This is a genomic window from Amycolatopsis sp. lyj-108, from assembly GCF_046549005.1.
Taxonomy (GTDB): Bacteria; Actinomycetota; Actinomycetes; order Mycobacteriales; family Pseudonocardiaceae; genus Amycolatopsis.
The window spans coordinates 17,569-38,317 of sequence record NZ_JAJPWQ010000014.1 but is presented as its reverse complement, the minus strand read 5'-3'; the positions used below and the strand labels follow the sequence as shown (position 1 = coordinate 38,317).

The 20,749-nt window shown below is 68.6% G+C and carries 18 protein-coding genes; 10 read left to right on the top strand and 8 right to left on the bottom strand.

Going from position 1 to position 20,749, the window contains the following annotated elements; all coding sequences use genetic code 11:
* Window positions 1-3: 3 nt before the first annotated feature.
* From ACLJO0_RS37315 to ACLJO0_RS37300, 4 genes are read right to left on the bottom strand one after another with little or no spacing between them, the layout of a single operon-like run.
* Complete coding sequence (locus tag ACLJO0_RS37315; RefSeq protein ID WP_410584054.1) at window positions 4-1,134, bottom strand: lactonase family protein; 1,131 nt, start codon at window positions 1,132-1,134, stop codon at window positions 4-6.
* A gap of 27 nt (window positions 1,135-1,161) precedes the next feature.
* Window positions 1,162-2,550, bottom strand: a complete 1,389-nt coding sequence (locus ACLJO0_RS37310; RefSeq protein ID WP_125795392.1) for a GntP family permease — start codon at window positions 2,548-2,550, stop codon at window positions 1,162-1,164.
* Window positions 2,550-4,142, bottom strand: a complete 1,593-nt coding sequence (locus ACLJO0_RS37305) for an N-acyl-D-amino-acid deacylase family protein (RefSeq protein ID WP_410584052.1) — start codon at window positions 4,140-4,142, stop codon at window positions 2,550-2,552. Before ACLJO0_RS37305 ends, ACLJO0_RS37310 begins: the two co-directional genes overlap by 1 nt.
* A gap of 34 nt (window positions 4,143-4,176) precedes the next feature.
* Complete coding sequence (locus ACLJO0_RS37300; protein WP_410584050.1) at window positions 4,177-5,481, bottom strand: amino acid deaminase; 1,305 nt, start codon at window positions 5,479-5,481, stop codon at window positions 4,177-4,179.
* 150 nt (window positions 5,482-5,631) lie between these two features.
* On the opposite strand from ACLJO0_RS37300, the gene ACLJO0_RS37295 reads away from it, so the two are divergent.
* Genes ACLJO0_RS37295 through ACLJO0_RS37285 form a run of 3 tightly spaced genes read left to right on the top strand, consistent with a single transcriptional unit; the run spans window position 5,632 to window position 7,714 of the window.
* Window positions 5,632-6,573, top strand: coding sequence for a sugar kinase (locus ACLJO0_RS37295; protein WP_410584505.1), 942 nt, complete (start codon window positions 5,632-5,634; stop codon window positions 6,571-6,573).
* Complete coding sequence (locus ACLJO0_RS37290) at window positions 6,570-7,334, top strand: IclR family transcriptional regulator (RefSeq protein WP_125800213.1); 765 nt, start codon at window positions 6,570-6,572, stop codon at window positions 7,332-7,334. Before ACLJO0_RS37295 ends, ACLJO0_RS37290 begins: the two co-directional genes overlap by 4 nt.
* The gene (locus ACLJO0_RS37285; RefSeq protein ID WP_410584047.1) at window positions 7,331-7,714 is read left to right on the top strand and encodes a RidA family protein; all 384 of its coding nucleotides are present in this window, start codon (window positions 7,331-7,333) and stop codon (window positions 7,712-7,714) included. Before ACLJO0_RS37290 ends, ACLJO0_RS37285 begins: the two co-directional genes overlap by 4 nt.
* Before the next feature lie 403 nt (window positions 7,715-8,117).
* Here ACLJO0_RS37285 and ACLJO0_RS37280 read toward each other — a convergent pair whose 3' ends face one another.
* The 3 genes from ACLJO0_RS37280 to ACLJO0_RS37270 all read right to left on the bottom strand — a co-directional run bounded on the left by ACLJO0_RS37280 (window position 8,118) and on the right by ACLJO0_RS37270 (window position 10,236).
* Entirely contained in the window at window positions 8,118-9,113 is a 996-nt protein-coding gene (locus tag ACLJO0_RS37280) for a 1-aminocyclopropane-1-carboxylate deaminase (RefSeq protein WP_410584045.1), read from the bottom strand.
* The gene (locus ACLJO0_RS37275) at window positions 9,110-9,757 is read right to left on the bottom strand and encodes a GntR family transcriptional regulator (protein WP_410584043.1); all 648 of its coding nucleotides are present in this window, start codon (window positions 9,755-9,757) and stop codon (window positions 9,110-9,112) included. The genes ACLJO0_RS37280 and ACLJO0_RS37275 overlap by 4 nt, the downstream gene beginning before the upstream one ends.
* Window positions 9,758-9,876: 119 nt before the next feature.
* The gene (locus ACLJO0_RS37270) at window positions 9,877-10,236 is read right to left on the bottom strand and encodes a DUF1844 domain-containing protein (protein WP_061987073.1); all 360 of its coding nucleotides are present in this window, start codon (window positions 10,234-10,236) and stop codon (window positions 9,877-9,879) included.
* 267 nt (window positions 10,237-10,503) lie between these two features.
* On the opposite strand from ACLJO0_RS37270, the gene infC reads away from it, so the two are divergent.
* The 7 genes from infC (at window position 10,504) to ACLJO0_RS37235 (ending at window position 19,969) form a co-directional block, all read left to right on the top strand.
* Window positions 10,504-11,079, top strand: coding sequence for a translation initiation factor IF-3 (infC, locus tag ACLJO0_RS37265; protein ID WP_125795494.1), 576 nt, complete (start codon window positions 10,504-10,506; stop codon window positions 11,077-11,079).
* Window positions 11,080-11,149: 70 nt separating this feature from the next.
* Entirely contained in the window at window positions 11,150-11,344 is a 195-nt protein-coding gene (gene rpmI / locus ACLJO0_RS37260; RefSeq protein WP_005163285.1) for a 50S ribosomal protein L35, read from the top strand.
* A 63-nt stretch (window positions 11,345-11,407) separates the two neighbouring features.
* A complete protein-coding gene (rplT, locus tag ACLJO0_RS37255) occupies window positions 11,408-11,785 on the top strand; it encodes a 50S ribosomal protein L20 (RefSeq protein ID WP_005163284.1) in 378 nt (125 codons plus the stop codon).
* Complete coding sequence (locus tag ACLJO0_RS37250) at window positions 11,782-12,612, top strand: TrmH family RNA methyltransferase (RefSeq protein WP_410584502.1); 831 nt, start codon at window positions 11,782-11,784, stop codon at window positions 12,610-12,612. The genes rplT and ACLJO0_RS37250 overlap by 4 nt, the downstream gene beginning before the upstream one ends.
* Window positions 12,613-12,849: 237 nt before the next feature.
* Window positions 12,850-13,914: a phenylalanine--tRNA ligase subunit alpha gene (gene pheS, locus ACLJO0_RS37245; protein ID WP_125789869.1), complete on the top strand. Its 1,065-nt coding sequence runs from the start codon at window positions 12,850-12,852 to the stop codon at window positions 13,912-13,914.
* The gene (gene pheT, locus ACLJO0_RS37240) at window positions 13,915-16,491 is read left to right on the top strand and encodes a phenylalanine--tRNA ligase subunit beta (protein WP_410584039.1); all 2,577 of its coding nucleotides are present in this window, start codon (window positions 13,915-13,917) and stop codon (window positions 16,489-16,491) included.
* Between the two features lie 91 nt (window positions 16,492-16,582).
* Window positions 16,583-19,969: a tetratricopeptide repeat protein gene (locus tag ACLJO0_RS37235; RefSeq protein ID WP_410584037.1), complete on the top strand. Its 3,387-nt coding sequence runs from the start codon at window positions 16,583-16,585 to the stop codon at window positions 19,967-19,969.
* On the opposite strand, the gene ACLJO0_RS37230 is transcribed toward ACLJO0_RS37235, so the two are convergent.
* Window positions 19,950-20,642: a DNA alkylation repair protein gene (locus ACLJO0_RS37230; protein ID WP_410584035.1), complete on the bottom strand. Its 693-nt coding sequence runs from the start codon at window positions 20,640-20,642 to the stop codon at window positions 19,950-19,952. The two genes, ACLJO0_RS37235 and ACLJO0_RS37230, sit on opposite strands and share 20 nt — an antisense overlap.
* Window positions 20,643-20,749: the final 107 nt, after the last annotated feature.

The window sequence follows — 20,749 nt, the reverse complement described above, 5'->3', positions numbered from 1 at the left end:
TCCTTAAGCGAAAAAGACGGAATTGACCTGGGGGAGCGCGAGTTTCCCGGCGACGGGCCCGGGGAGACCGGTGCCGGGATCGCGCGGCAGCCAGCTGAGCGTGCCGGACTTGTCGCTCGAGACGTAGAACCAGCGCTCGGTCGGGTCGAGCGTGAAGTGACGCGGGTACACCCCACCGACGGGCGCGTTGTTCAGTAGCTTCAAGGACTTCCCGTCTTCGCTGACGCCGAACGACGCGATCGTGTCGGAACCGCGCACCGACGCGTAGACGAACTTCCCGTCCTTGGACGTCGCGATCTCGCCGGGGTACTGCTCGCCGGGGGTGCCCGCGGGAACGGCCGGGACGACCTGTCCGGCGGTGAGTTTCCCGGTGACCGGGTCCCATGCCGCGACGGTCACCTCGGCACGCAGTTCGCCGAGGATGTACGCGTACTTCCCGTTCGGGTGGAATGCCAGATGCCGAGGCCCGGCGCCCGACGGGAGCTTCAGCTGCTGGTTCAGCTTGAGTTTCCCGGTCGTGGTGTCGAGTTTGTAGACATAGACCGAATCCGCGCCGAGATCGACCGCGAGCACCCACTTGCCGGTCGGATCGTTGACGACCTGGTGCGCGTGTGCCTGACGCTCGGCGCCCTTGTGCTGGGCGACATCGACGACGTCGCCGAGCTTCCCGCCCGCGAGGATCGGGAGGACGACGACGCTGCCGCTGCTGTAGTTCGCGGCCAGCACGTATTTCTGGCTCGAGTGGACGCTCAGATGTGTCGGGTGCTGACCCTTTGCCGATTTCTTGTTGAGCAGTTTGGGTTTCACCGGATCGGCAAGACTGAACGCGGAGATCTGGCCGTTCTCGTCCTCGTTGGTCACATAGAGCGTCTTGCGGTCGGCGCTGATGTCGAACCAGGAGGCGTTGCTGACTCCGGGAATCGTCCGGTCGACGACGAGCGCGTTGGTCGCCGCGTCCCGGTGAGCGACATCGAGCCCGTGCCCGGAACTGGTGTAGCTGCTGAGGTAGATGGCCCCGGTTCCCTTCGGTCCGCAGGATTGTTCGGAGGCGTGTGCGAGGTGGGAACCGAGAACGGTCGTGAGTCCAGCCGCTCCGACGGCGCCGAGGAAGGTGCGTCGATCGAGTCCGGTCATCGTGATCTCTCCCAGTCGTCAGGTGGTTTAAACCACTGCCATCAGCAATGCTGCCACGCCGAAACCGGAAACGGAAAGGACGGTTTCCAGGACGGTCCAGGTTTTCAGGGTCTGCGGCACGGTCATGTTGAAGTACCGCGAGATGATCCAGAAACCGCCGTCGTTCACGTGCGAGGCGATGATCGAGCCCGCCGAAATCGCGACGACCAGCAGGGCGAGCTGCATCTGCGAGTAGCCCAGCGTCGCCACCGTCGGCGCGACGATGCCGCTCGTGGTCACGATCGCGACGGTCGCCGAACCCTGCGCGATCCGCATTCCGCAACTGATCACGTACGCGGCCAGGATGACCGGAAGACCGGCGTTGTCCAGCGACCCCGCGACGGCCTTGCCGATCCCCGTGGCGGACAGCACGGCGCCGAAGAACGCGCCCGCGCCGACCACCAGCAGGATCATCGCGACCGGACGGAGCGACTTCGCCGAAAGCTCGCTCAAATCCTTGCCTGTCAAGCCGCGGCGCAGGCCGAGCAGCCAGGACGCGAGCAGCACCGAGATCGTCAGCGCGACCGCCGGGGTGCCGATGAACGCCGCGACGCCGGCGGGCGCGGAGTTCTTGGGCAGCCAGATGCTGCCGAAGGTCCCGGCGAGGATCAGCACCAGCGGCACCGCGATGATCGCCAGCACCAGCCCGAGCGACGGCGGGTTCTCCTCCTTTTCGCCTTCTTCCTCCGCGACCAGGAATTCCGCGGGAACCGGAACGTCGACGCGTTTGCCGATCCACGTCGAGTACGCGACACCGCCGACGAGGAACGCCGGGATACCGCAGATCAGGCCCATCAGGATGATCCAGCCGAGTTCCACGTGCAGCAGGCCTGCCGCGGCGACCGGGCCGGGGTGCGGCGGGAGGAACGCGTGCGTGATCGAAAGTCCGGCGAGCAGCGGCAACGCGTACAGCACCAGCGAGCGGCCGCCCTGTTTGGCGGCGACGTAGACCAGCGGTGCCAGCACGAAGATGCCGATGTCGAAGAAGACCGGGATACCGAAGACGAAACCCGCGAGACCCATCGCCAACGGGGCCCGCTTCTCACCGATGGCCCGCAGCAGCGCGCCGGTGAGGACCCGCGCCCCGCCGGAACGCTCCAAAATGGACCCGAGGATGGTGCCGAGCCCGATGATCGCGGCGATATGGCCGAGGATCCCGCCGAAACCCTTTTCCAGAAGGGAATCCGACGCCTTCTGCGCGGAGCCGACGATCTGGCCGACCGGCAGGCCCGCGGCCAGCGCGGTCAGCAGGCCGACCACGATCAGGGCGATGAAGGGTTCCAGTTTGACCTTGATGATGAGGAACAGCAAGACCGCGATCGAGACGGCGGCGAGGGTCAGGAGACCTCCCGTCGAATGTTGGAGCCAGTCGATCATCAGGCACTCCTGGGATTACGCAGTGAATGGCCGGCGAGGGCGCCGGTCGGTTGACCATCGTCGATGGCGGCGACACCGTTGACGAAGACATAGGGGATACCGGCGGCCTGCTGCCGCGGTTCGTCGAACGTGGCGGTGTCGGCGACGGTTTCCGGATCGAACAGCACGAGATCCGCCGCGTATCCGGCGCGGACGAGACCCCGGTCGGTCAGCCGCAGGCGGTCCGCCGCGCGGCCGGTGAGGTGGGCGACGCATTCGGCGAGGTCGAGAACGCCGAGTTCGCGGACGTAGCGCGCGAGGTAACGCGGGAACGTGCCCCAGGCGCGCGGATGCGGCCGCGCGCCGACGAGCAACCCGTCGCTGCCGCCGGTGTGCGTGCGGTGGCGCATGATCGCCTGGACGTTCTCCTCGTGCCCGACGTGCATCAGGCAGGACGTGCCGAGCTTCTCCGAGATCAGGACGTCGAAGTACAGCTCCGCGGCCGGCTTCCCGGCACGCTGCGCCGAAGCGGCGACGGAATGCCCGACGAGATGGGAGTTCTCGTCCCGGCGGACACCGTTGATCTCGATGGCCTCCCAGTCGATCGGCACCCCGTGTGCGCCGTCGGAGCCGGTCTCCTCGATCTCGGCGCGGATCCGCTCACGAGTGTCCACATCGGACAATCGGGCGAGCGTGGCGTCGAGCCCGCCTTCGGTCGACCAGCTCGGCAGGAGCGCGGAAAGGTAGGTGGCGCCAGGAAGATAGGGGTAGGTGTCGAGCGTGATGTCACAGCCGTCGTCGAGCGCCCGGTCGAGCAACTCCAGCAGATCCGGTGCTTTGCCCTTGTTAACCGAGAAGTTCATGGTGGCGTGGGCGAGGTGCAACGGGCAGCCCGAACGGCGGGAGACGTCGACCATCTCGCCGAACGCTTCGAGCGCGCCCTTGCCGTAGCTGCGGTGGTGCGGGCTGTAGAAGCCGCCGTTCTCCCCGACGACCCGGCACAGCTCGACGAGTTCCTCGGTGGTCGCGTACATACCCGGCGTGTAGGTGAGCCCGGACGACATGCCCATCGCGCCCTCGGCCAGCCCGGTCGCGATGAGTTCCTTCATCGCGTTCATCTCGGCTTCGGTCGCGGGCCGGTCGTCCCAGCCGACGGTGAGCATGCGGACGGTGCCCTGCGGCACCAGGTAGGCCGCGTTGACCGCGACCCCGGCGTCGAGCCGGTCGAGGTATTCGCCGACCGAGCGCCAGTTCCAGTCGAATCCGGCCGGATCGTCGTTCCATCCGGCGAGCTGCTGGCGCAGCGCGGCGAGGACGTCGTCGTTCACGGGCGCGTAAGAGAGCCCGTCCTGGCCGAGCACTTCGGTCGTGACGCCCTGGGAGAGCTTCGCGAGGTGATCCGGGTTGGCGAGCAGCTGAAGGTCGGAATGCGAATGCATGTCGATGAACCCGGGCGCGAGCACGAGTCCTTCGGCGTCGATGGTGCGGCGGCCCGCGAGCGAGCCGGGTTCGGCGACACTGGCGATCCGGCCGTCGGTGATGCCCACGTCGTGCCTGGTGAGCGGATCCCCGGTGCCGTCGGCGACCAGTGCGGAGCGGACAACGATGTCCATGGCGATTCTTCCTCTGCGGGGAGTGGAGGACGGATCAGAAATGGGTGCGGACGAAATCGAGCACGGTCTCGCCGTCGGGGCCGACGACCGGGATGAGGGGCCATTTGTCGAAGACGGTGCACGGATGCGACAGACCGAGGGCGATCCAGTCCCCGACCTCGACCGGCGACGACGCGGGTAGCGTCAGAAAAGCGTGCTGGTCGTTCATCTTCTGGATGGAATGACCTTCGAGTGCGGACGTCTGCCCGTCGCCCTTGCGGATCAGGCGCGGCTCGGGCATGCCTTCGTCGAAGGAGGCGTCCCGTTTGCCGATGGTGAGCAGCGCGAGTTCGTCCGTCGGCTTCGACGTGACCTGCGCCCAGGCACGCAGCGCGGAGCGGAATGAGGCGACGCCGCCGATGCGCGGGTGTTCGCCCAGCGGTGAGATCACGCGGTAGAAGCCGTCGTCGTGGGTCACGTAGGCGCCGCTGCGCAGGATCGGCAGGACGTCCAGGTCGCCCCAGTCCTTGGTGAGCTCGTCGGCGACGCGGTCGAAGTACGCGCTGCCGCCGCCGGTGACGATGATCTGGCCGGCGTCGTCGAGCAGGCCCTTCGCGGCGAAGGCGAAGACGAGTTCACGCAGACCGTCCACATAGGAGCTGATCAGCCGGAGCGACTTTTCGTCCGTGTGGTGGGAAAGCGCGCCTTCGTAGCCGCCGGATCCGCGTAGCCGCAGTGCCGGGCTCGCGTGCGCGGCTTCGGCGACGGCGAGCGCGGTCTCGGTGTCGCGGACACCGGTGCGGCCACCTTCGGCACCGAGTTCGACCAGTACGTCGACCTTGCGGCGGGCTCCGCGCAGGGCTTCGGTCATCAGCTCGACGCCGCGGACCGAGTCGACCCAGCAGACGAACTCGAAGTCGTCGTCGGCGTCCAATTCGGCGGCGAGCCACTTCAGTCCCGAGGGGTCGAGCAGCTGGTTCGCCAGCAGGATCCGGGAAACACCGAACGCCCGGTATATCCGAAGGTGGCCGGCGTTCGCGCAGGTGATACCCCACGAGCCGTGCTGGAGTTGTCGCTCGAACAGCTGCGGCGCCATCGTCGTCTTGCCGTGCGGGGCCAGCGCGACCCCGCGTTCGGCGCACCAGTCCGCCATCGTGCGGAGGTTGTGCTCGACGGCTTCCTCGTCGAGTACCACGAACGGGCCGAGGAAGCCGTCTTCGAACAGCTTCGCGCCGCGGGCGGCGGCCTCGCCGATCGTGAGACCCGACAGCGAAGGCGCGACCGAGCGGAAGCGCCAGTCGACGCGCTCCTCCCGGACGGCCGCGACCGCGGCGGAATCGATGGTGCCGGCTTCGAACATGAGGTTCACCTCGGTTGCGTATGTTGCAACGGACGTTGCGCATATTGCGTGGGATAGGTGTAGCATCCGGTCCGCTAGAGGTCAACGGGGTGACGACGAGGAGACGCGGAAGTGACAAGCGCGCCCGACGTGTTGTGCATCGGGGAGTCGATGGCCTTGTTCGTACCGGCCGAATCAGGGCCGCCCGACGAGGTACGGAAGTGGATGCGGACCATCGGCGGAGCCGAATCGAACGTCGCCTGCCATCTCCCCGCGCTGGGTTTCGCCAGCGCGTGGGTGAGCGCCGTCGGCGACGATCCGTTCGGCCGCGCGCTCGTGCGCGAGATCGGCGCGGCGGGGGTGGACGTCAGCGCGGTCGTGGTCGACCCGACGCGCCCGACCGGGCTCTACATCAAGGAAAGCGGAGCGGACGGCAGCCCCGTGCGCTACTACCGCAAAGGCTCGGCCGCGTCCGGAATGGACGCCGGCCTGCTGGGGAAACTCGATCTCGACCGGGTGCGCGTGATCCACCTGTCCGGGATCACGCCCGCCCTGTCGGACGGTTGTCTCGATCTGGTGCGGGCGCTGATGGAACGGCCGCGTGGCGACACGCTGGTGTCGTTCGACGTGAACTTCCGGCCCGCGCTGTGGACCGGGCGCGACCCGTCGGTGCTGGCCGGACTGGCCGCCCGCGCAGACATCGTGCTGGCAGGCGAGGACGAGGCCGAGCGAGTGTGGGGGACCGGCGACCCGGAACGCCTACGCGTCGCGCTGCCGGGGCCGAAGACGCTGGTCGTCAAGCACGGGGCACGCGGGGTGACGCTGATCGACGGCGACGAGGCACCGCTGTTCTCGCCCGCGCTCCAGGTGGACGTCGTGGAGCCGGTCGGCGCCGGTGACGCCTTCGCCGCCGGTTTCCTCGCCGCCACGCTGCGCGGTGACGACCCCGCGACCCGGCTGCGGCGCGGTCACCTGCAGGCCGCGGCCACCTTGCTGACCCACGACGACGTGGGAACGCCGCTGCCCGGATCCGTCGTCGAAGCGCTCCTCGGGGCGGATGAGGCAGCATGGGCGGCGGCGAAGCTGACGGACGAGGGATTGGTGGGCGGATGAGCCAGAGCCTGGACAGGGCGCTCACGTTGCTGAGCGGGCTCGCCCGCGAGCCGAAGACGCTGGACCAGCTCGCCGAGGAGATCGGTGTGCACAAGTCGACCGTGCTGCGGTTGCTGCGCACCCTGGAGACGCATCATTTCGTGCGCAGGGAAGGGCAGCGGTACTACCGGCTCGGCAGCGCGCTCTTCGACCTCGCGCAGCAGGCGCTGGAAGACCGCGACGTCCGCCGCACCGCGCAATCGGCGCTCGCCGGGCTCAACGCGCGCACCGGGCACACCGTGCACCTCGCGTCCTACGAGGACGGAGAGGTCGTCTACATCGACAAGTTCGAGGGCAGGCATTCGGTGCGGATGTACTCCCGCATCGGGAAACGCGCCCCGCTGCACTGCACCGCCGTCGGCAAGGTGCTGGTGGCGGCGATGACGCCGGAAAAGCAGGCGGACGTGGTCTCGCGGATCGACTTCTTCGTCCGCACGCCGAACACGATCACCACGCCCGAGGCCTACGGGAAGGAACTCGCGCTCGTCGCCGACCGCGGCTACGCGGTGGACAACGCCGAGCACGAGGACTTCATCCACTGCGTCGCGGCGCCCGTCCGCGGCCCCGGCGGCGTGGTGCTCGCCGCCGCGTCGGTATCGGTGCCGAAGGTGCTGCTCGACTACGACGGCCTGATGGCGCTCGTCCCGGAACTGATCGCCGCCGCCGAAGAAGCTTCCGTCCACAGTGGATGGACGGGGAACCGAAAGGGGAAGTTGGAATGAGCAAGACCGCGATCAGCACGGAGAACGCGCCGAAGCCGGTGGCCGCGTTCTCACAGGCGGTCCGCAAGGGCAACATCCTGCAGGTGGCCGGCCAGGTCGCCTTCGACCCGGCCACCGGCGCCATCGTCGGCGAGACCGTCGGTGAGCAGACCGAGCAGACCTTCAAGAACATCGAGGCGGTGCTCGAGGCCGCCGGTTCGAGCCTGGCCGACGCGATGATGGTGCGCGTGTACCTGACCGACGTCGATCACTTCGGCGCGTTCAACGAGGTCTACAACAAGCTGATCGGCGAGGCGCCGCACCCCGCCCGCACCACCGTGTACGTCGGCCTGCCCGCCGGGCTGCTGGTGGAGATCGACGTCCTGGCCGTGGCGGACTGATCCCGCGTGCAATGAACGGTCCGTTCCTTGCAAATTTTGCAAGTAACGGACCGTTCATTGCGTCCTGGGGAGTTGTGTCGACGGAACCAGACCTGCACGCCGTCCGGTGAACGCGCCCGCGGGTTGGTCGTGAGTGCGATCCCGGCCGCTGTCGGTCCGGCCTGGGGTCCTGGAGGTGGTGTCGCGAAAGCCACTTTCGGGACACCAGACGTCGCGAAAGTGGCTTTCGCGACCCCGGTCGCCAGGCCTTCATGTACTCGGGTGAACCACGGCAGGGGCTCCATCACGAGCGGTCCGCCCGATCACGCGTGTCGTCCGTTCAATCACGCGAGATCGCCATCCGCGCACCCCCAGTAGGTACTCGAAACACAGTTGGCCCTAACCGTCCTTACCACTCACGAGGTCACAGCACGCTCGTGTACCCGTTCAGCGCGGGCTGCCCGCCGAGGTGCGCGAAGAGCACGTTCGAGTCCCGCGAGATCTCGCCGCGCGAAACGAGGTCGATCAGCCCCGCCATGGACTTGCCCTCGTACACCGGATCGGTGAGCACACCCTCGAGCCGCGCCAGCATGCGGATCGCGTCCAGGGTGGACTCGTCCGGGATGCCGTAGATCCCGGCGTGGTAGCGCTCGTCCAGTTCGACCTCGCCGATCTCGCCGGCGCCGATCAGCTCCGCGGTCGCGCGGGCGATGCGGGTGATCTGATCGCGCGTCTCGGCCGGTTTGGCCGACCCGTCGATCCCGAGGATCCGTCGCGGCTTCCCGGAAAGCGCGGCCCCGGCGACCATCCCGGCCTGCGTGCTGCCGGTGACCGAGCAGACGACCACCGTGTCGAAGAAGACGCCGAGCTCCGCCTCCTGCGCTTCGAGTTCGACCATCCAGTTCGCGAAACCGAGCCCGCCGAGCCGGTGGTCCGAGCCGCCGGCCGGGATCGCATACGGCTTTCCGCCGCCGTCCTCGATCTCCTTGACCGCGTTCTCCCAGCTTTCCTTGAAGCCGACGCCGAACCCGGCTTCGACCATCCGGATGTCCGCGCCGAGGATGCGCGAAAGCTGGATGTTGCCGACCTTGTCGTACATCGGGTCGTTCCAGTCGACCCAGCTCTCCTGCACCAGCACGGCCTTGAGCCCGGCCCGCGCGGCGGCCGCGGCGACCTGACGGGTGTGGTTCGACTGCACGCCGCCGATCGAGATCAGCGTGTCCGCGCCCGAGGCGAGCGCGTCGGCGACCAGGTACTCGAGCTTCCGGGTCTTGTTGCCGCCGAACGCGATCCCGGAGTTGACGTCCTCGCGTTTCGCCCAGACCCTCGCGCCGCCGAGATGGGCGGTGAGCCGTTCGAGCGGGTGCACGGGGGAGGGGCCGAACAGCAGCGGGTAGCGCGGGAAATCGGCGAGGGTCATGGCGTCTCCAGGAGGTCTTCGAGTTCGGTCCAGATCGTGGCGGTGATCGCGCAGGCCGCGTCGACGTCACCCGCTTCGATGGCGTCGGCCAGCTCCGCGTGACGCTGGACCGACCGGTGCGCGGGCAGGGAACCGAAGCGGGCGTATTCGAGACGGCGCAGCAGCGGCGTGTAGCGGGCCAGCGTCGCGGCGATCGCCCGATTGCGCGCGGCGGCGACCGGGACGTCGTGGAGTTCGTCGTCGGCGGCGATCGCGGCCGCGATGTCGCCGACGGCGATCGCATCGGCGAACCGGGCGTTGGCCGCGCGCATCGCGGCGACCTCCGCGGGCCCCATCCGCGGGGCGCCCGCCCGGACGGCGAACTCGTGCAACGCCCGGACCAGCTGCAATGCGTCACGGACGTCGTCAGGAACGAACCCGGCCACGCGCGTGTAGCTCTGCGGCTTCGACTCGACGAGGCCGTCCTCGATCAGCCGCAGCAGCGCCTGGCGCACCGGCGCCCGGGAGAGCCCGAGTTGCTCGGCGAGGTCGCCGTCGCGCAGGTTCGTCCCCGGCGGCAGCGTCCCGTCGATGATCGCCCGGCGGATGTTCTCGTAGGCCTCGTCCCTGAGGAGGGACCTCGGCACCTTCGCTAAGCCACTCACATCTGAAATGTTAGCTGACAGCAGCACCGACGCCTAGTGCGCGTGCAATGAAGGGGCCTTTCATAGCAAATTTTGCTATGAAAGGCCCCTTCATTGCGCTTGAAGGAAGCCGAGCAAGCTCAGTAGACCGGGCCCGTGTACTTCTCACCCGGCCCCTGGCCGGGCGCGTCGGGCACGGCCGAAGCCTCGCGGAACGCCTTCTGCAGCGACTGGAGGCCGTCGCGCAACGGGCCCGCGTGCAGGCCGAGGTACTCTGCCGAAGCGGTGACCAGCCCGGCGAGAGCGGTGATCAGGCGACGGGCTTCGTCGAGGTCGCGGTGGGGGGAGCTGGCCGGGTCCTCGTCCGCGAGGCCGAGGCGTTCGGCGCCCGCGGAGAGCAGCATGACGGCCGCCCTGCTGATCACCTCGACGCTCGGGATGTCCTCCAGGTCGCGGACGTCCGGGGAATACGGGGGCTGCTGAACGGGTTCTTCTGACACGTCTGGTAGCCTTCCACGAGCGACCAGCCCCCGAGCGATCGGGGGCGGCAAGTGGAGCCCCGCTCCCACCCGTGTCACCGCCGTAAGACCAGGTGTCCGGGTCCGGTCTCGTCAAGACGATTTCGGGCGTCAAGGCGGTGTGTTCGATTCTGGAGATCGAACACGATCGGAAGAGTGGGCCTCGTGTACCTCACGGTACCGGGGCCTTCGGTATGTGGGCACCAGGTCGAAACGGTAGAAGAATTTACCTCGAACCAGGGAGGCCCCATCAGCTCCGAGACACGCATCAACGACCGAATCCGGGTACCGGAGGTTCGCCTCGTCGGACCGGCCGGTGAACAGGTCGGCATCGTCCGGATCGAAGATGCGCTGCGGCTGGCACAGGAGAACGATCTCGATCTCGTCGAGGTCGCTCCGCAGGCACGCCCGCCCGTATGCAAGCTCATGGACTTCGGCAAGTTCAAGTACGAGAGTGCGCAGAAGGCCCGCGAGTCCCGCCGCAACCAGCAGCTCACCGTCATCAAAGAGCAGAAGCTGCGGCCGAAGATCGACCAGCACGACTACGAGACCAAAAAGGGTCACGTGTCGCGCTTCCTGGCCGCCGGCAACAAGGTCAAGGTCACGATCATGTTCCGCGGTCGCGAGCAGTCCCGGCCGGAACTCGGTTTCCGTCTGCTGCAGAAGCTCGCCGACGAGGTGACGGAACTCGGTTTCGTCGAGTCGTCGCCGAAGCAGGACGGTCGCAACATGATCATGGTGCTGGCCCCGCACAAGAACGTGAAGCCGACCAAGGGCCCGAAGGCCGCCAAGGACGAGGCGCCCGAGCCGCCCGCCGACGCGTAGCGCCGACAAGCCCATGTCAGCGGCACACCGGAGAACACCGGTGTGCCGCCGCACGAAAGAGGACAACGTAATGCCGAAGATGAAGACGCACAGCGGGACGTCGAAGCGAGTTCGCGTCACGGGTACGGGCAAGCTGCGCCGCCAGAAGGCCGGCCGTCGCCACCTGATGGAGAAGAAGTCCAACAGGCTCACCCGTCGCCTCGAAGGCACGACCGAGATCGCCAAGAACGACGTCGGCCGCGTCAAGCGCCTTCTCGGCCGCTGACACCCCGCACTTTGTAAACGCCGGGCGCGCCAGCGCGCCCCCAGATCGACAGGATGGACCCCAGTGGCACGCGTCAAGAGGGCTGTCAACGCCCAGAAGAAGCGTCGCGCGACTCTCGAGCTCGCCAGCGGCTACCGCGGCCAGCGTTCGCGGCTGTACCGCAAGGCGAAGGAGCAGACGCTTCACTCGCTGAACTACGCCTACCGGGACCGTCGTGCCCGCAAGGGTGACTTCCGCCAGCTGTGGATCACCCGTATCAACGCGGCGGCCCGCGCCAACGGCGTGACCTACAACCGGTTCATCCAGGGCCTCAAGGCCGCGGGTGTCGAGGTCGACCGCAAGATCCTCGCGGACCTCGCCGTCAACGACGCCGCCGCGTTCACCGCGCTGGCCGAGCTGGCCAAGGCGAACGTGAACACCGAAGAGAAGAAGTCGGCCTGACCGGCGACAGCGCTCTTCACCGACCCGGGGCCGCTCCGTTCACCGAACGGACGCCCCGGGTCGTTGCTGCGCGCAAGCTCACCCGCCGGGCCGAACGTGAGAAGACCGGCCGGTTTCTCGCCGAGGGCGCGAACGCGGTCGAAGCCGCGCTCGAAGACGGCACGGTGTACGAGCTGTTCGTGACCGAACGCGCCGCCGCGCAGCACGAGCGCCTGGTCGCCGTCGCGCGCGAGGCGGGCGTCGCCGTCTCGCCGATCACCGATCGCGCTGCCGACGGGTTGTCCGAGACCGTGACGCCGCAAGGCATCGTCGCGGTCTGCGCGCTCGTCGACCGTCCACAAGGGACTGTCCTGAAGCCCGGCGCGAAGCTCGTCGTCGTCCTCGTCGACGTCGCGGACCCCGGTAACGCGGGCACCGTGATCCGGGTCGCGGACGCCGCCGGTGCCGACGCGGTCGTTCTCGCGGGGGACAGCGTCGACCCGCACAACGGCAAATGCGTCCGCGCGGCCGCCGGCAGCCTGTTCCACCCCGCCATCACCCGGATCCGGGACGTCGACGCGGCCTTGAAGGCCTGCTCCGCCGCCGGACTCCGCACCTTCGGCGCGCACGGCTACGCCGATACCGAGCTCGATCAGGTCACCTTCGACGAGCCCACCGCGTGGGTCTTCGGCAACGAGGCGCACGGACTGCCGCAGGGCGTCCTGGAGACGGTCGATCTCGCGGTCAAGATCCCGATGTACGGCCGGGCGGAGAGCCTGAACCTCGCGACGGCCGCCGCGATCTGCGTGTACACGAATGCGATGGCCTCCCGGACCGCCACGACGTAGAGTCGCGGGCATCACGCCGCTCGCACCACGACGCCAAGGGAGCTCTCATGGAACGCACTGTTCGTTCCAGCACCTTGTTTACGGCGTAGAGCGCGTTTTTCGCACTTCCGAGTGACGGTGTGCCCAGCCCGAGGGTGATCGGGAGCCGCCGTTCGCTGTCCCATAGAATTCAGCAGCTGCTAAACCCATGTGTGCGCTCGCGTGCACCGGACCAGTCCCAGCGGACGCCGAGGAGTTATGTCCGAAGCCAACGACAAGCAGGACCCCCAGGCGGGAACGCTCGCGCCGGAAACGTTGACGGCCGCCGTCAAACAGGCCGAGACCGATTTCGCGGCCGCGGCGGATCTCGACGCGCTGGCCGCGGTCAAGCCCGCCCACCTCGGGGACCAGTCTCCGCTGCTGCTCGCCCGCCGCGAGATCGGCGCCCTGCCGAAGCAGGAGAAGGCCGAGGCGGGAAAGCGGGTCAACGAAGCGCGCCAAGCCATCCAGGCCGCCTTCGATGCCCGCCGCGCCGTGCTCCAGGTCGAGCGTGACGAAAAGGTGCTCCGCGAGGAGACCGTCGACGTCACGCTTCCGTGGGACCGCGTGCCCCGTGGGGCCCGGCACCCGATCGCGACCCTGTCGGATCGGATCGCCGACGCGTTCATCGCGATGGGTTACGAGGTCGCCGACGGTCCGGAACTCGAGGCCGAGTGGTTCAACTTCGACGCGCTGAACTTCGGCAAGGATCACCCCGCGCGCCAGCTGCAGGACACGTTCTACCTCGGCGAGGAGGACTCCGGCCTGGTGCTGCGGACCCACACCTCGCCGGTGCAGGCCCGCACGCTGCTGCACCGTGACCTGCCCGTGTACGTCGTCTGCCCCGGCCGCACGTACCGGACCGACGAGCTCGACGCCACGCACACCCCGGTGTTCTCGCAGGTCGAAGGCCTCGCGGTGGACAAGGGCCTGACGATGGCGCATCTCAAGGGCACCCTCGACGCCTTCGCCCGCGCGATGTTCGGCGAAAGCTCGAAGACCCGCCTGCGCCCGCACTTCTTCCCGTTCACCGAGCCGTCGGCCGAGGTCGACGTCTGGTTCGAGGAGAAGAAGGGCGGTGCCGGCTGGGTCGAATGGGGCGGCTGCGGCATGGTCAACCCCAACGTCCTGCGTGCCTGCGGCGTCGACCCCGAGGTCTACTCGGGCTTCGCCTTCGGCATGGGTATCGAGCGCACCCTGCAGTTCCGCAACGGAATCCCGGACATGCGCGACATGGTGGAGGGCGACATCAGGTTCACCCTGCCCTTCGGAACGGAGGCCTGAGTGAAGGTCCCAGCCAGCTGGCTGACCGAACACCTCGACGTCGACGAGGAGGTCACCGCCCAGGATCTGGCCGACGCCTTCGTGCGCATCGGCATCGAGGTCGACGACGTCCGGAAGCTCGAACCGGTCACCGGTCCGCTCGTGGTCGGCCGTGTCGCCGAGATCGAGGAGCTCACCGAGTTCAAGAAGCCGGTCCGCTTCTGCCGCGTCGATGTCGGTGAGCCGGAGAACGACGCCAAACCTGACGAGAACGTCGACGCCGACGGTGCCGACGATGACGATGACGACGAAGGCCCCTTCGAGGACGACGGTCCCACGGGGATCAGGACCCGCGGGATCATCTGCGGTGCCACGAACTTCGCCGAGGGCGACCTGGTCGTCGTCGCGCTGCCCGGCACGGTGCTGCCCGGTGGCTTCGAGATCGGTTCGCGCAAGACCTACGGCAGGCTCAGCGACGGCATGATCTGCTCGGCGAGCGAACTCGGCATCGGTGACGACCACTCCGGAATCCTGGTGCTGCCGCCGAGCACGGCCAGCCCCGGTGAGGACGCGAACAAGCTGCTCGGCCTCGAAGACACCGTCCTCGAGGTGACGCCGACCCCGGACCGCGGGTACACCCTGTCGGTCCGCGGCCTGGCCCGCGAGCTGTCCAACGCGCTCGACGTCCCGTTCGGCGACCCGGCGTCCCTCGAGGTCCCCGAGGCCGAGAGCGATGTCTGGCCGGTGCACCTCGAAGACACCGAGGGCTGCAAGCGGTTCGTGCTGCGCCGCGTCAAGAACCTCGACGCGACCGCGCCGACGCCGTGGTGGATGCGCCGTCGCCTGATGTTGTCGGGTATCCGCTCGATCTCCCTCGCGGTCGACGTGACCAACTACGTGATGCTCGAACTCGGGCATCCGCTGCACGCGTTCGCGACCGGTTCGGTCAAGGGCGATCTGGTGGTGCGCAAGGCGAAGCCGGGCGAGAAACTGACCACTTTGGACGATGTCGAGCGCACGCTCGACCCGGACGACGTGGTGATCGCCGACGACAGCGGGGTCATCTCGCTGGCGGGCACGATGGGTGGCGCGTCGACGGAGATCACGCCGGAAAGCACCGACGTGCTGCTCGAAGCGGCGCACTGGGATCCGTCGTCGATCAGCCGGACGGCCCGCCGTCACAAGCTGTTCTCCGAGGCGGCGAAGCGGTTCGAGCGCTACACCGACCCGCAGCTGTGCGCGGTGGCCGTCGAACTCGCGGCTCGCCTGCTGCGCCAGTACGGCGAAGGCTCGATCCTTCCCGGCCGCACCGACGAGGGCGGCGTCGAGCCGAACCCGCCGGTGACCATGCCGATCAGCCTGCCCGACCAGGTGGCCGGGGTGCGCTACCAGCGCGGTGTCACGGTCAAGCGGCTGTCGCAGATCGGGTGCAAGGTCAACGTGGGCACGTCCGAGGACGGCACCGCGCTGGTGACCGCGGTCCCGCCGAGCTGGCGCGGTGACCTGGTGCAGCCCGCCGACCTGGTCGAGGAGGTCCTCCGGCTGGAGGGCTACGACAGCATCCCGTCGGTGCTGCCCGAAGCCCCGGCAGGCCGGGGCCTGACGGACACCCAGCGCCGTCGCCGCTCGGTCGCTCGCGCGCTGGCGGAGAGCGGCTACGTCGAGGTGCTGCCCTTCCCGTTCATCTCGGACTCGGTCTGGGACGCGTTCGGACTGCCCGAAGACGACGTCCGCCGCAGCACCGTGAAGGTCCGCAACCCGCTGGAGGCGGACAAGGACCGGATGGCGAGCAGCCTGCTCCCGGGGTTGCTGGAGATTCTCCAGCGCAACATTTCCCGTGGCTTCAAGGATGTCTCGCTGTTCCACATCGGACAGGTCGTGCTGCCCGGGCCGAATCCGATCCCGATGCCTTCGCTCGGGGTGGACCGGCGGCCGACCGACGAGGAGCTCGCGGTGCTGGAGGCGGCGGTCCCGCCGCAGCCGCTGCACGTCGCCGTCGTGCTCGCGGGCCAGCGTGGCCGCGCGGGCTGGTGGGGCGAGGGCGAGCAGGCGAACTGGGCCGACGCGGTGCAGGCCGCGCGGCTGGTGGCGCAGGCCGCCGGTGTCGAGCTGACCACGGCCGCGGCGGACCAGCCGCCGTGGCACCCTGGCCGTTGCGCGCAGCTGCGGGTGGGGCAGTGGCCCGTCGGCTACGCCGGTGAGCTGCACCCGAAGGTCGTCGAGGCGCTCGGGTTGCCGCCGCGCACCGTCGCGATGGAACTCGACCTGGACGCGATCCCGATCCCGGACGGCCGTCCGGCGCCGCGGATCTCGGCCTACCCGCCGGTGCTGCTCGACGTCGCCCTCGTCGCCGAGGCGGGTGTGCCGTCGGCCGACCTTGCCGAGGCGCTGCGCGAAGGCGCGGGCGAACTGCTCGAGGACATCACGCTGTTCGACTCCTACCAGGGCGAGCAACTGGGCGAGGGCAAGCGTTCGGTGGCGTACAAGCTGCGGTTCCGCGCCACGGACCGCACGCTGACCGTCGACGAAGCCACCAAGGCCCGTGACGCCGCCGTCGCGGTCGCCGGTGAACGCTTCGGCGCCGGCCTGCGGACCTGATCCGAAAGTCCCGTGAAGGCCCCCATTCCCTCGGCTCGAACCGAGGGAATGGGGGCCTTCACGCGCTTCAGGTGTGGCAAAGTGAGGACTTGTGTCACGTCCAGACGGTCGGTCCAGTATCCAAGACATCGCCCGTGCCCGGCTGAGCGACGGTTTCGTCGGCAGGGTCGGGGAACGCGAGGACTTCCGGGGGAATCTGGGGCTGCCCGGGAGCGACCGGCGCCGCCGGTACCTGTACTCGGTGCACGGTCTCGCCGGGGTCGGCAAGTCGTTCCTCCTCGAACAGCTTCGCGGTATCGCCGAGGAAACCCGCGCCGCCGTCGGGTTCGCGGACGACCGGCAACAGGATCTGCCGGCGACCCTGGTCAAACTGGCGAAGGACCTCGCTCGCGGCGGGCACGAGATGCGCCGGTTCGAGAAGCGCTACGAGTCGTACCTCAAGGCGAGGGAACGGCTCCACAACGATCCGCAGGCTCCGGCGGCAGGCCGCGAACTCGTGACGAAGGCCGTGGTCAAGGCGGGCCTCGGCGTGGCGAAGACCCTGCCCGGCGGAAGCATCGCCGCCGACGCGATCGACGCGGACGCGACGGCGAAACAGCTGGAACAGTTGCAGGTCTACCTCGCGGCGAAGTTCAAGCGGAAGGCCGATGTCCAGCTGCTCCTGGAACCGGCGGAGGAGCTGACCAAACCGTTCGTCGAGGATCTCTGGCGTCTTCCGGAGACCCGGCAGATCGCACTGTTCTTCGACACCTTCGAACGGACCGCGCCGGTACTGGAGACCTGGCTGCTCGACCTGTTCGGCGGACTGTACGGCGATCTCCCGCAGAACCTCGTGCTCACCGTGGCCGGCCAGTTCCCGCTGGACGAGGCGAAATGGAACCGGCACGCGCCGCTGGTGCGCGAGATCGAACTCCGGCCCTTCACCGAGCCGGAGGCGCGTCACCTGCTCGCCGAGCACGGGATCACCGACGAGCAGGTGGTCGAGACCGTGCTGCGGCTGACCGACGGGCTGCCCGTCCTGGTCGCCATGCTGGCACAGGGAAACCCCACCGAAGCGGACGCGGTCGGGGATCCCAGCGATGACGCGGTCAAGCGTTTCCTGCACTGGGTTCCCGACAAGGCCAAGCAGAAGATCGCCGCCACGGCGTCGTTGCCCCGCGTCCTGGACGAGGACGTCATCGGCGTGCTGACCGGGAAGGAGACCGCGGGGGAGACCTTCCGCTGGTTGCGGGAGCTGCCGTTCGTCGGGCGCCGTGAACTCCCGGTGCGCTATCACCCGGTGGTCCGCGGTCCGATGGTGCGCCTGGAACGCGGCAGTTCGCCCGCCGCGTTCGCCGAGCAGCACCGCAAGCTCAGCGAGTACTACGAGGGCCGGTGTGCCGAACTCGGGCTCAGCAGCCACCGTGATGCCTGGAACGACGAGCGCTGGCAGCGAAGGAAACTCGAGCACACCTACCACCGGTTGTGCGGGAGCCCGGCCGAAGCACTGCCGGACGCGCTGCTCGGCGCCGCCGAGATGATCACCACCGGCACCGCTGCCGCCCGCGCTTGGGCGCGCATGATGGAGCAGGCGGGGGTCGACGCGGACGCGCCCGCGGTACTGGGCTGGGGGCAGCGCCTGGCCGCCGCGGTCGGCGACGGCGACGGCCAGCGGGAGATCCAGGTGCTCGACCTGCTCGCCGGTGCGGCCGAGCTCGACGCGGCCCGGCTTTCGACGGTGCTCCGGCGGCGCGCGTGGGCCTACGAAGGCCAGGATGACGTCGAGGCGGCGAAACGGGATTTCGACCGGGCTCTCGACCTGAACCCCGCCGACCCCTACGTCTGGAGTGACCGGGGCAACCTGTTCCGCGACGAAGGCGAGTGGGAGCAGGCGTTGTCGGATCTGAACCGGGCCATCGAACTCGACCCCACCTACGCCTACTCGTGGCGCGGGCGTGGGTCGGCGCGGGCCCGGCTGGGCGACCTCGAGGGTGCGATGGCCGACCTCGACGAGGCCGTCCGTCTCCAGCCGGACCACCGGTGGGCCTACAGCATCCGGAGCGAGGTCCACTTCAAACGCGGCGACGTCCGGAAGGCGATCGACGAGATCGACATCGCGATCCGGCTCGATCCCGACTATGCCTGGGCTGTCCACTACCGGGCGACGCTGTTCGCGGAGCTGGGGGACAAGGAAGAGGCACTCGCCGGTCACCGCGCGGCCGTCGCCCTCCGCCCCAAGGAGGTGTACTACCTGACGGAGCTCGCGTCGTTCCTTGAGCAGACCGGAGACGTGGACGCCGCGTCGGCGACCTTCGACGCGATCGTCGCGGCGGACCCTGAAAGCGCCAGCGCCCACGCGATCCGGGCGGCGTTCCACCGCCGCATCGAGCGAAGCAGGCTCGCGATCGACGGTTTCACGGCCGCGCTCCGGATCGACCCGGATTACGAGTGGGCCTACTACATGCGCGGTCTGGCACACGACGATCTGGAAGATCGCGTGACGGCGCTCGCCGACTTCGAAAAGGCGGTCGAGCTGGCCCCCGAGGACGCCGAGAATCAACTGCAGCGGGGGATCACGCTCAGCCGGCTGCAGAGGTACGGCGAAGCGGTGAAATCCTTGGACCGCGCGATCGAACTCGACCCCGGCAACGAGTGGGCGTACACCTGGCGCGCGATGGCCCACCAGCGATCCGGCGATCCTCAGGCCGCCCTCGCCGACATCGACGCCGCGGTCGCGGCGAACCCGGAGATGGCCTTCTTCCACAGCACCCGTGGCGACATCCTCAGAGATCTCGACCGGCACGAGGAGGCCTGCGCCGCGTTGGACGAGGGGATCCGACTGGGACAGGACGGGGGATACGCGTTCTATCGGCGTGCCCGCCACCGTCTCCTCTTCGAGGATTTCGAGGGCGCTCTGTCCGATGTGGACAGCGCGATGGCCGCCGGGCAGGACGAGAGCGCCCGCACCCTGCGCGCGGAGATCCGCCGTCAGGCGGGCGAGTACGGCGAAGCGATCCGGGACCTGCGTGAACTGGTCGCCGCGGATCCCGAGGACGCCGACCACCGCGAGAACCTCGGGGAGGCTCTGCTGTTCGCGGGGGAGACGGACGAGGCGATGGAGATCCTGCGTCCGCTCGCGCCGGACTCCGTGTGGGCTCGTGACCTCCTGTCCCTCGCCTGGCTGAAGACCGGACGAACGGCCGAAGCACACCAGGCCCTCGCCGCCGGCCTCGACGAAGCGGTCGCGCGAAACGCGGACGGCGACTTCGACTGGGAGAACGAGGTGCAGCCGCTCTTCTATCTCCTCGCCCTCGGACGTCACGCCGAAGCGACACGTGAGCTCACGGCGCTGCTCGAAAAGGCTCCGCCCCAGGAGACGCGACTCATCCTGCTCCGTGACTTGAAAGACCTTCGAGAGCTGGTGCCCGAACTCGGCGCCGGGATCGAGGAGCTCATCGCCCTCATCCCGAGGCCGGTGCTCAACCGCCCAGGTGCTTGAGCGCCTCCTTCCTGGACAGAGTGGACAGTGCCGGATGCGCGGCGACGAAGGCGCGCACCCAGTCCGGTTCGGTCTTCGCGTACTCGCGCAGGGCCCAGCCGATTCCCTTGCGCAGGAAGAAGTCCTTGTCGTCGAGGTTGGCCTCGACCGCACGGGTGAGCAGATCGGTATCCGTTCCGCCCTTGGCGCCGATCTGGCAGATGACCGAGGTGCGGCGGCGCCACCTGTCCTCGTCGTAGGCCCAGGTCAGCATCAGCGTGGTCATCGTCTCCGGCTCCGCCCGGAGGATCGGCCCGACCCGGCGGATGGCGACCTCGTCCACGTAGTCCCACCAAGCGCCCGTCACGATCATCTCTTCGTACAGGCCGAGCAGATCGCTGTCCTGCCAGCAGGTGTAGGCGCGGTGGCCGGAAAGGGCGATCGCCGCATAACGCTCTTCACGGAATTCCGCTTCGCGCCACAGGGTGAGCGCGGCCGTCGAGAAACTCACTCGATCGGGTAGTGGATGTTCGGCGTAAACCCGTTTCAGCAAGGCCGTCCGAGGCGGGGACGCCACACCGAGGAACGGCATCTCCGACTTCATGTACGCCCGCATCGACGGGGCCTTCGCCGGATCGGCCAGTCCGGCCAAACCGTTGCGAACCGCCGAAACCAGGCTTTTCACCTCGTCCACGCGTTCTCCTTTCCCCAGCCTGCGCCGCGAGCGTACGACAGGGGACCGACAAGACGGATATGCCCGGATCGAGGCGCGGATACCGACTAAAGAGGGATGGTGGTCAA

What these genes read in the sequence shown, in the direction of transcription:
- pheS (WP_125789869.1), top strand. Translation starts at nt 12,850, where the DNA reads ATGTCCGAAGCCAACGACAAGCAGGACCCCCAGGCGGGAACGCTCGCG.
- ACLJO0_RS37280 (WP_410584045.1), bottom strand. Translation starts at nt 9,113, where the DNA reads ATGACCCTCGCCGATTTCCCGCGCTACCCGCTGCTGTTCGGCCCCTCC.
- ACLJO0_RS37295 (WP_410584505.1), top strand. Translation starts at nt 5,632, where the DNA reads ATGGCCTTGTTCGTACCGGCCGAATCAGGGCCGCCCGACGAGGTACGG.
- rpmI (WP_005163285.1), top strand. Translation starts at nt 11,150, where the DNA reads ATGCCGAAGATGAAGACGCACAGCGGGACGTCGAAGCGAGTTCGCGTC.
- ACLJO0_RS37285 (WP_410584047.1), top strand. Translation starts at nt 7,331, where the DNA reads ATGAGCAAGACCGCGATCAGCACGGAGAACGCGCCGAAGCCGGTGGCC.
- ACLJO0_RS37290 (WP_125800213.1), top strand. Translation starts at nt 6,570, where the DNA reads ATGAGCCAGAGCCTGGACAGGGCGCTCACGTTGCTGAGCGGGCTCGCC.
- ACLJO0_RS37310 (WP_125795392.1), bottom strand. Translation starts at nt 2,550, where the DNA reads ATGATCGACTGGCTCCAACATTCGACGGGAGGTCTCCTGACCCTCGCC.
- ACLJO0_RS37315 (WP_410584054.1), bottom strand. Translation starts at nt 1,134, where the DNA reads ATGACCGGACTCGATCGACGCACCTTCCTCGGCGCCGTCGGAGCGGCT.
- ACLJO0_RS37300 (WP_410584050.1), bottom strand. Translation starts at nt 5,481, where the DNA reads ATGTTCGAAGCCGGCACCATCGATTCCGCCGCGGTCGCGGCCGTCCGG.
- ACLJO0_RS37305 (WP_410584052.1), bottom strand. Translation starts at nt 4,142, where the DNA reads ATGGACATCGTTGTCCGCTCCGCACTGGTCGCCGACGGCACCGGGGAT.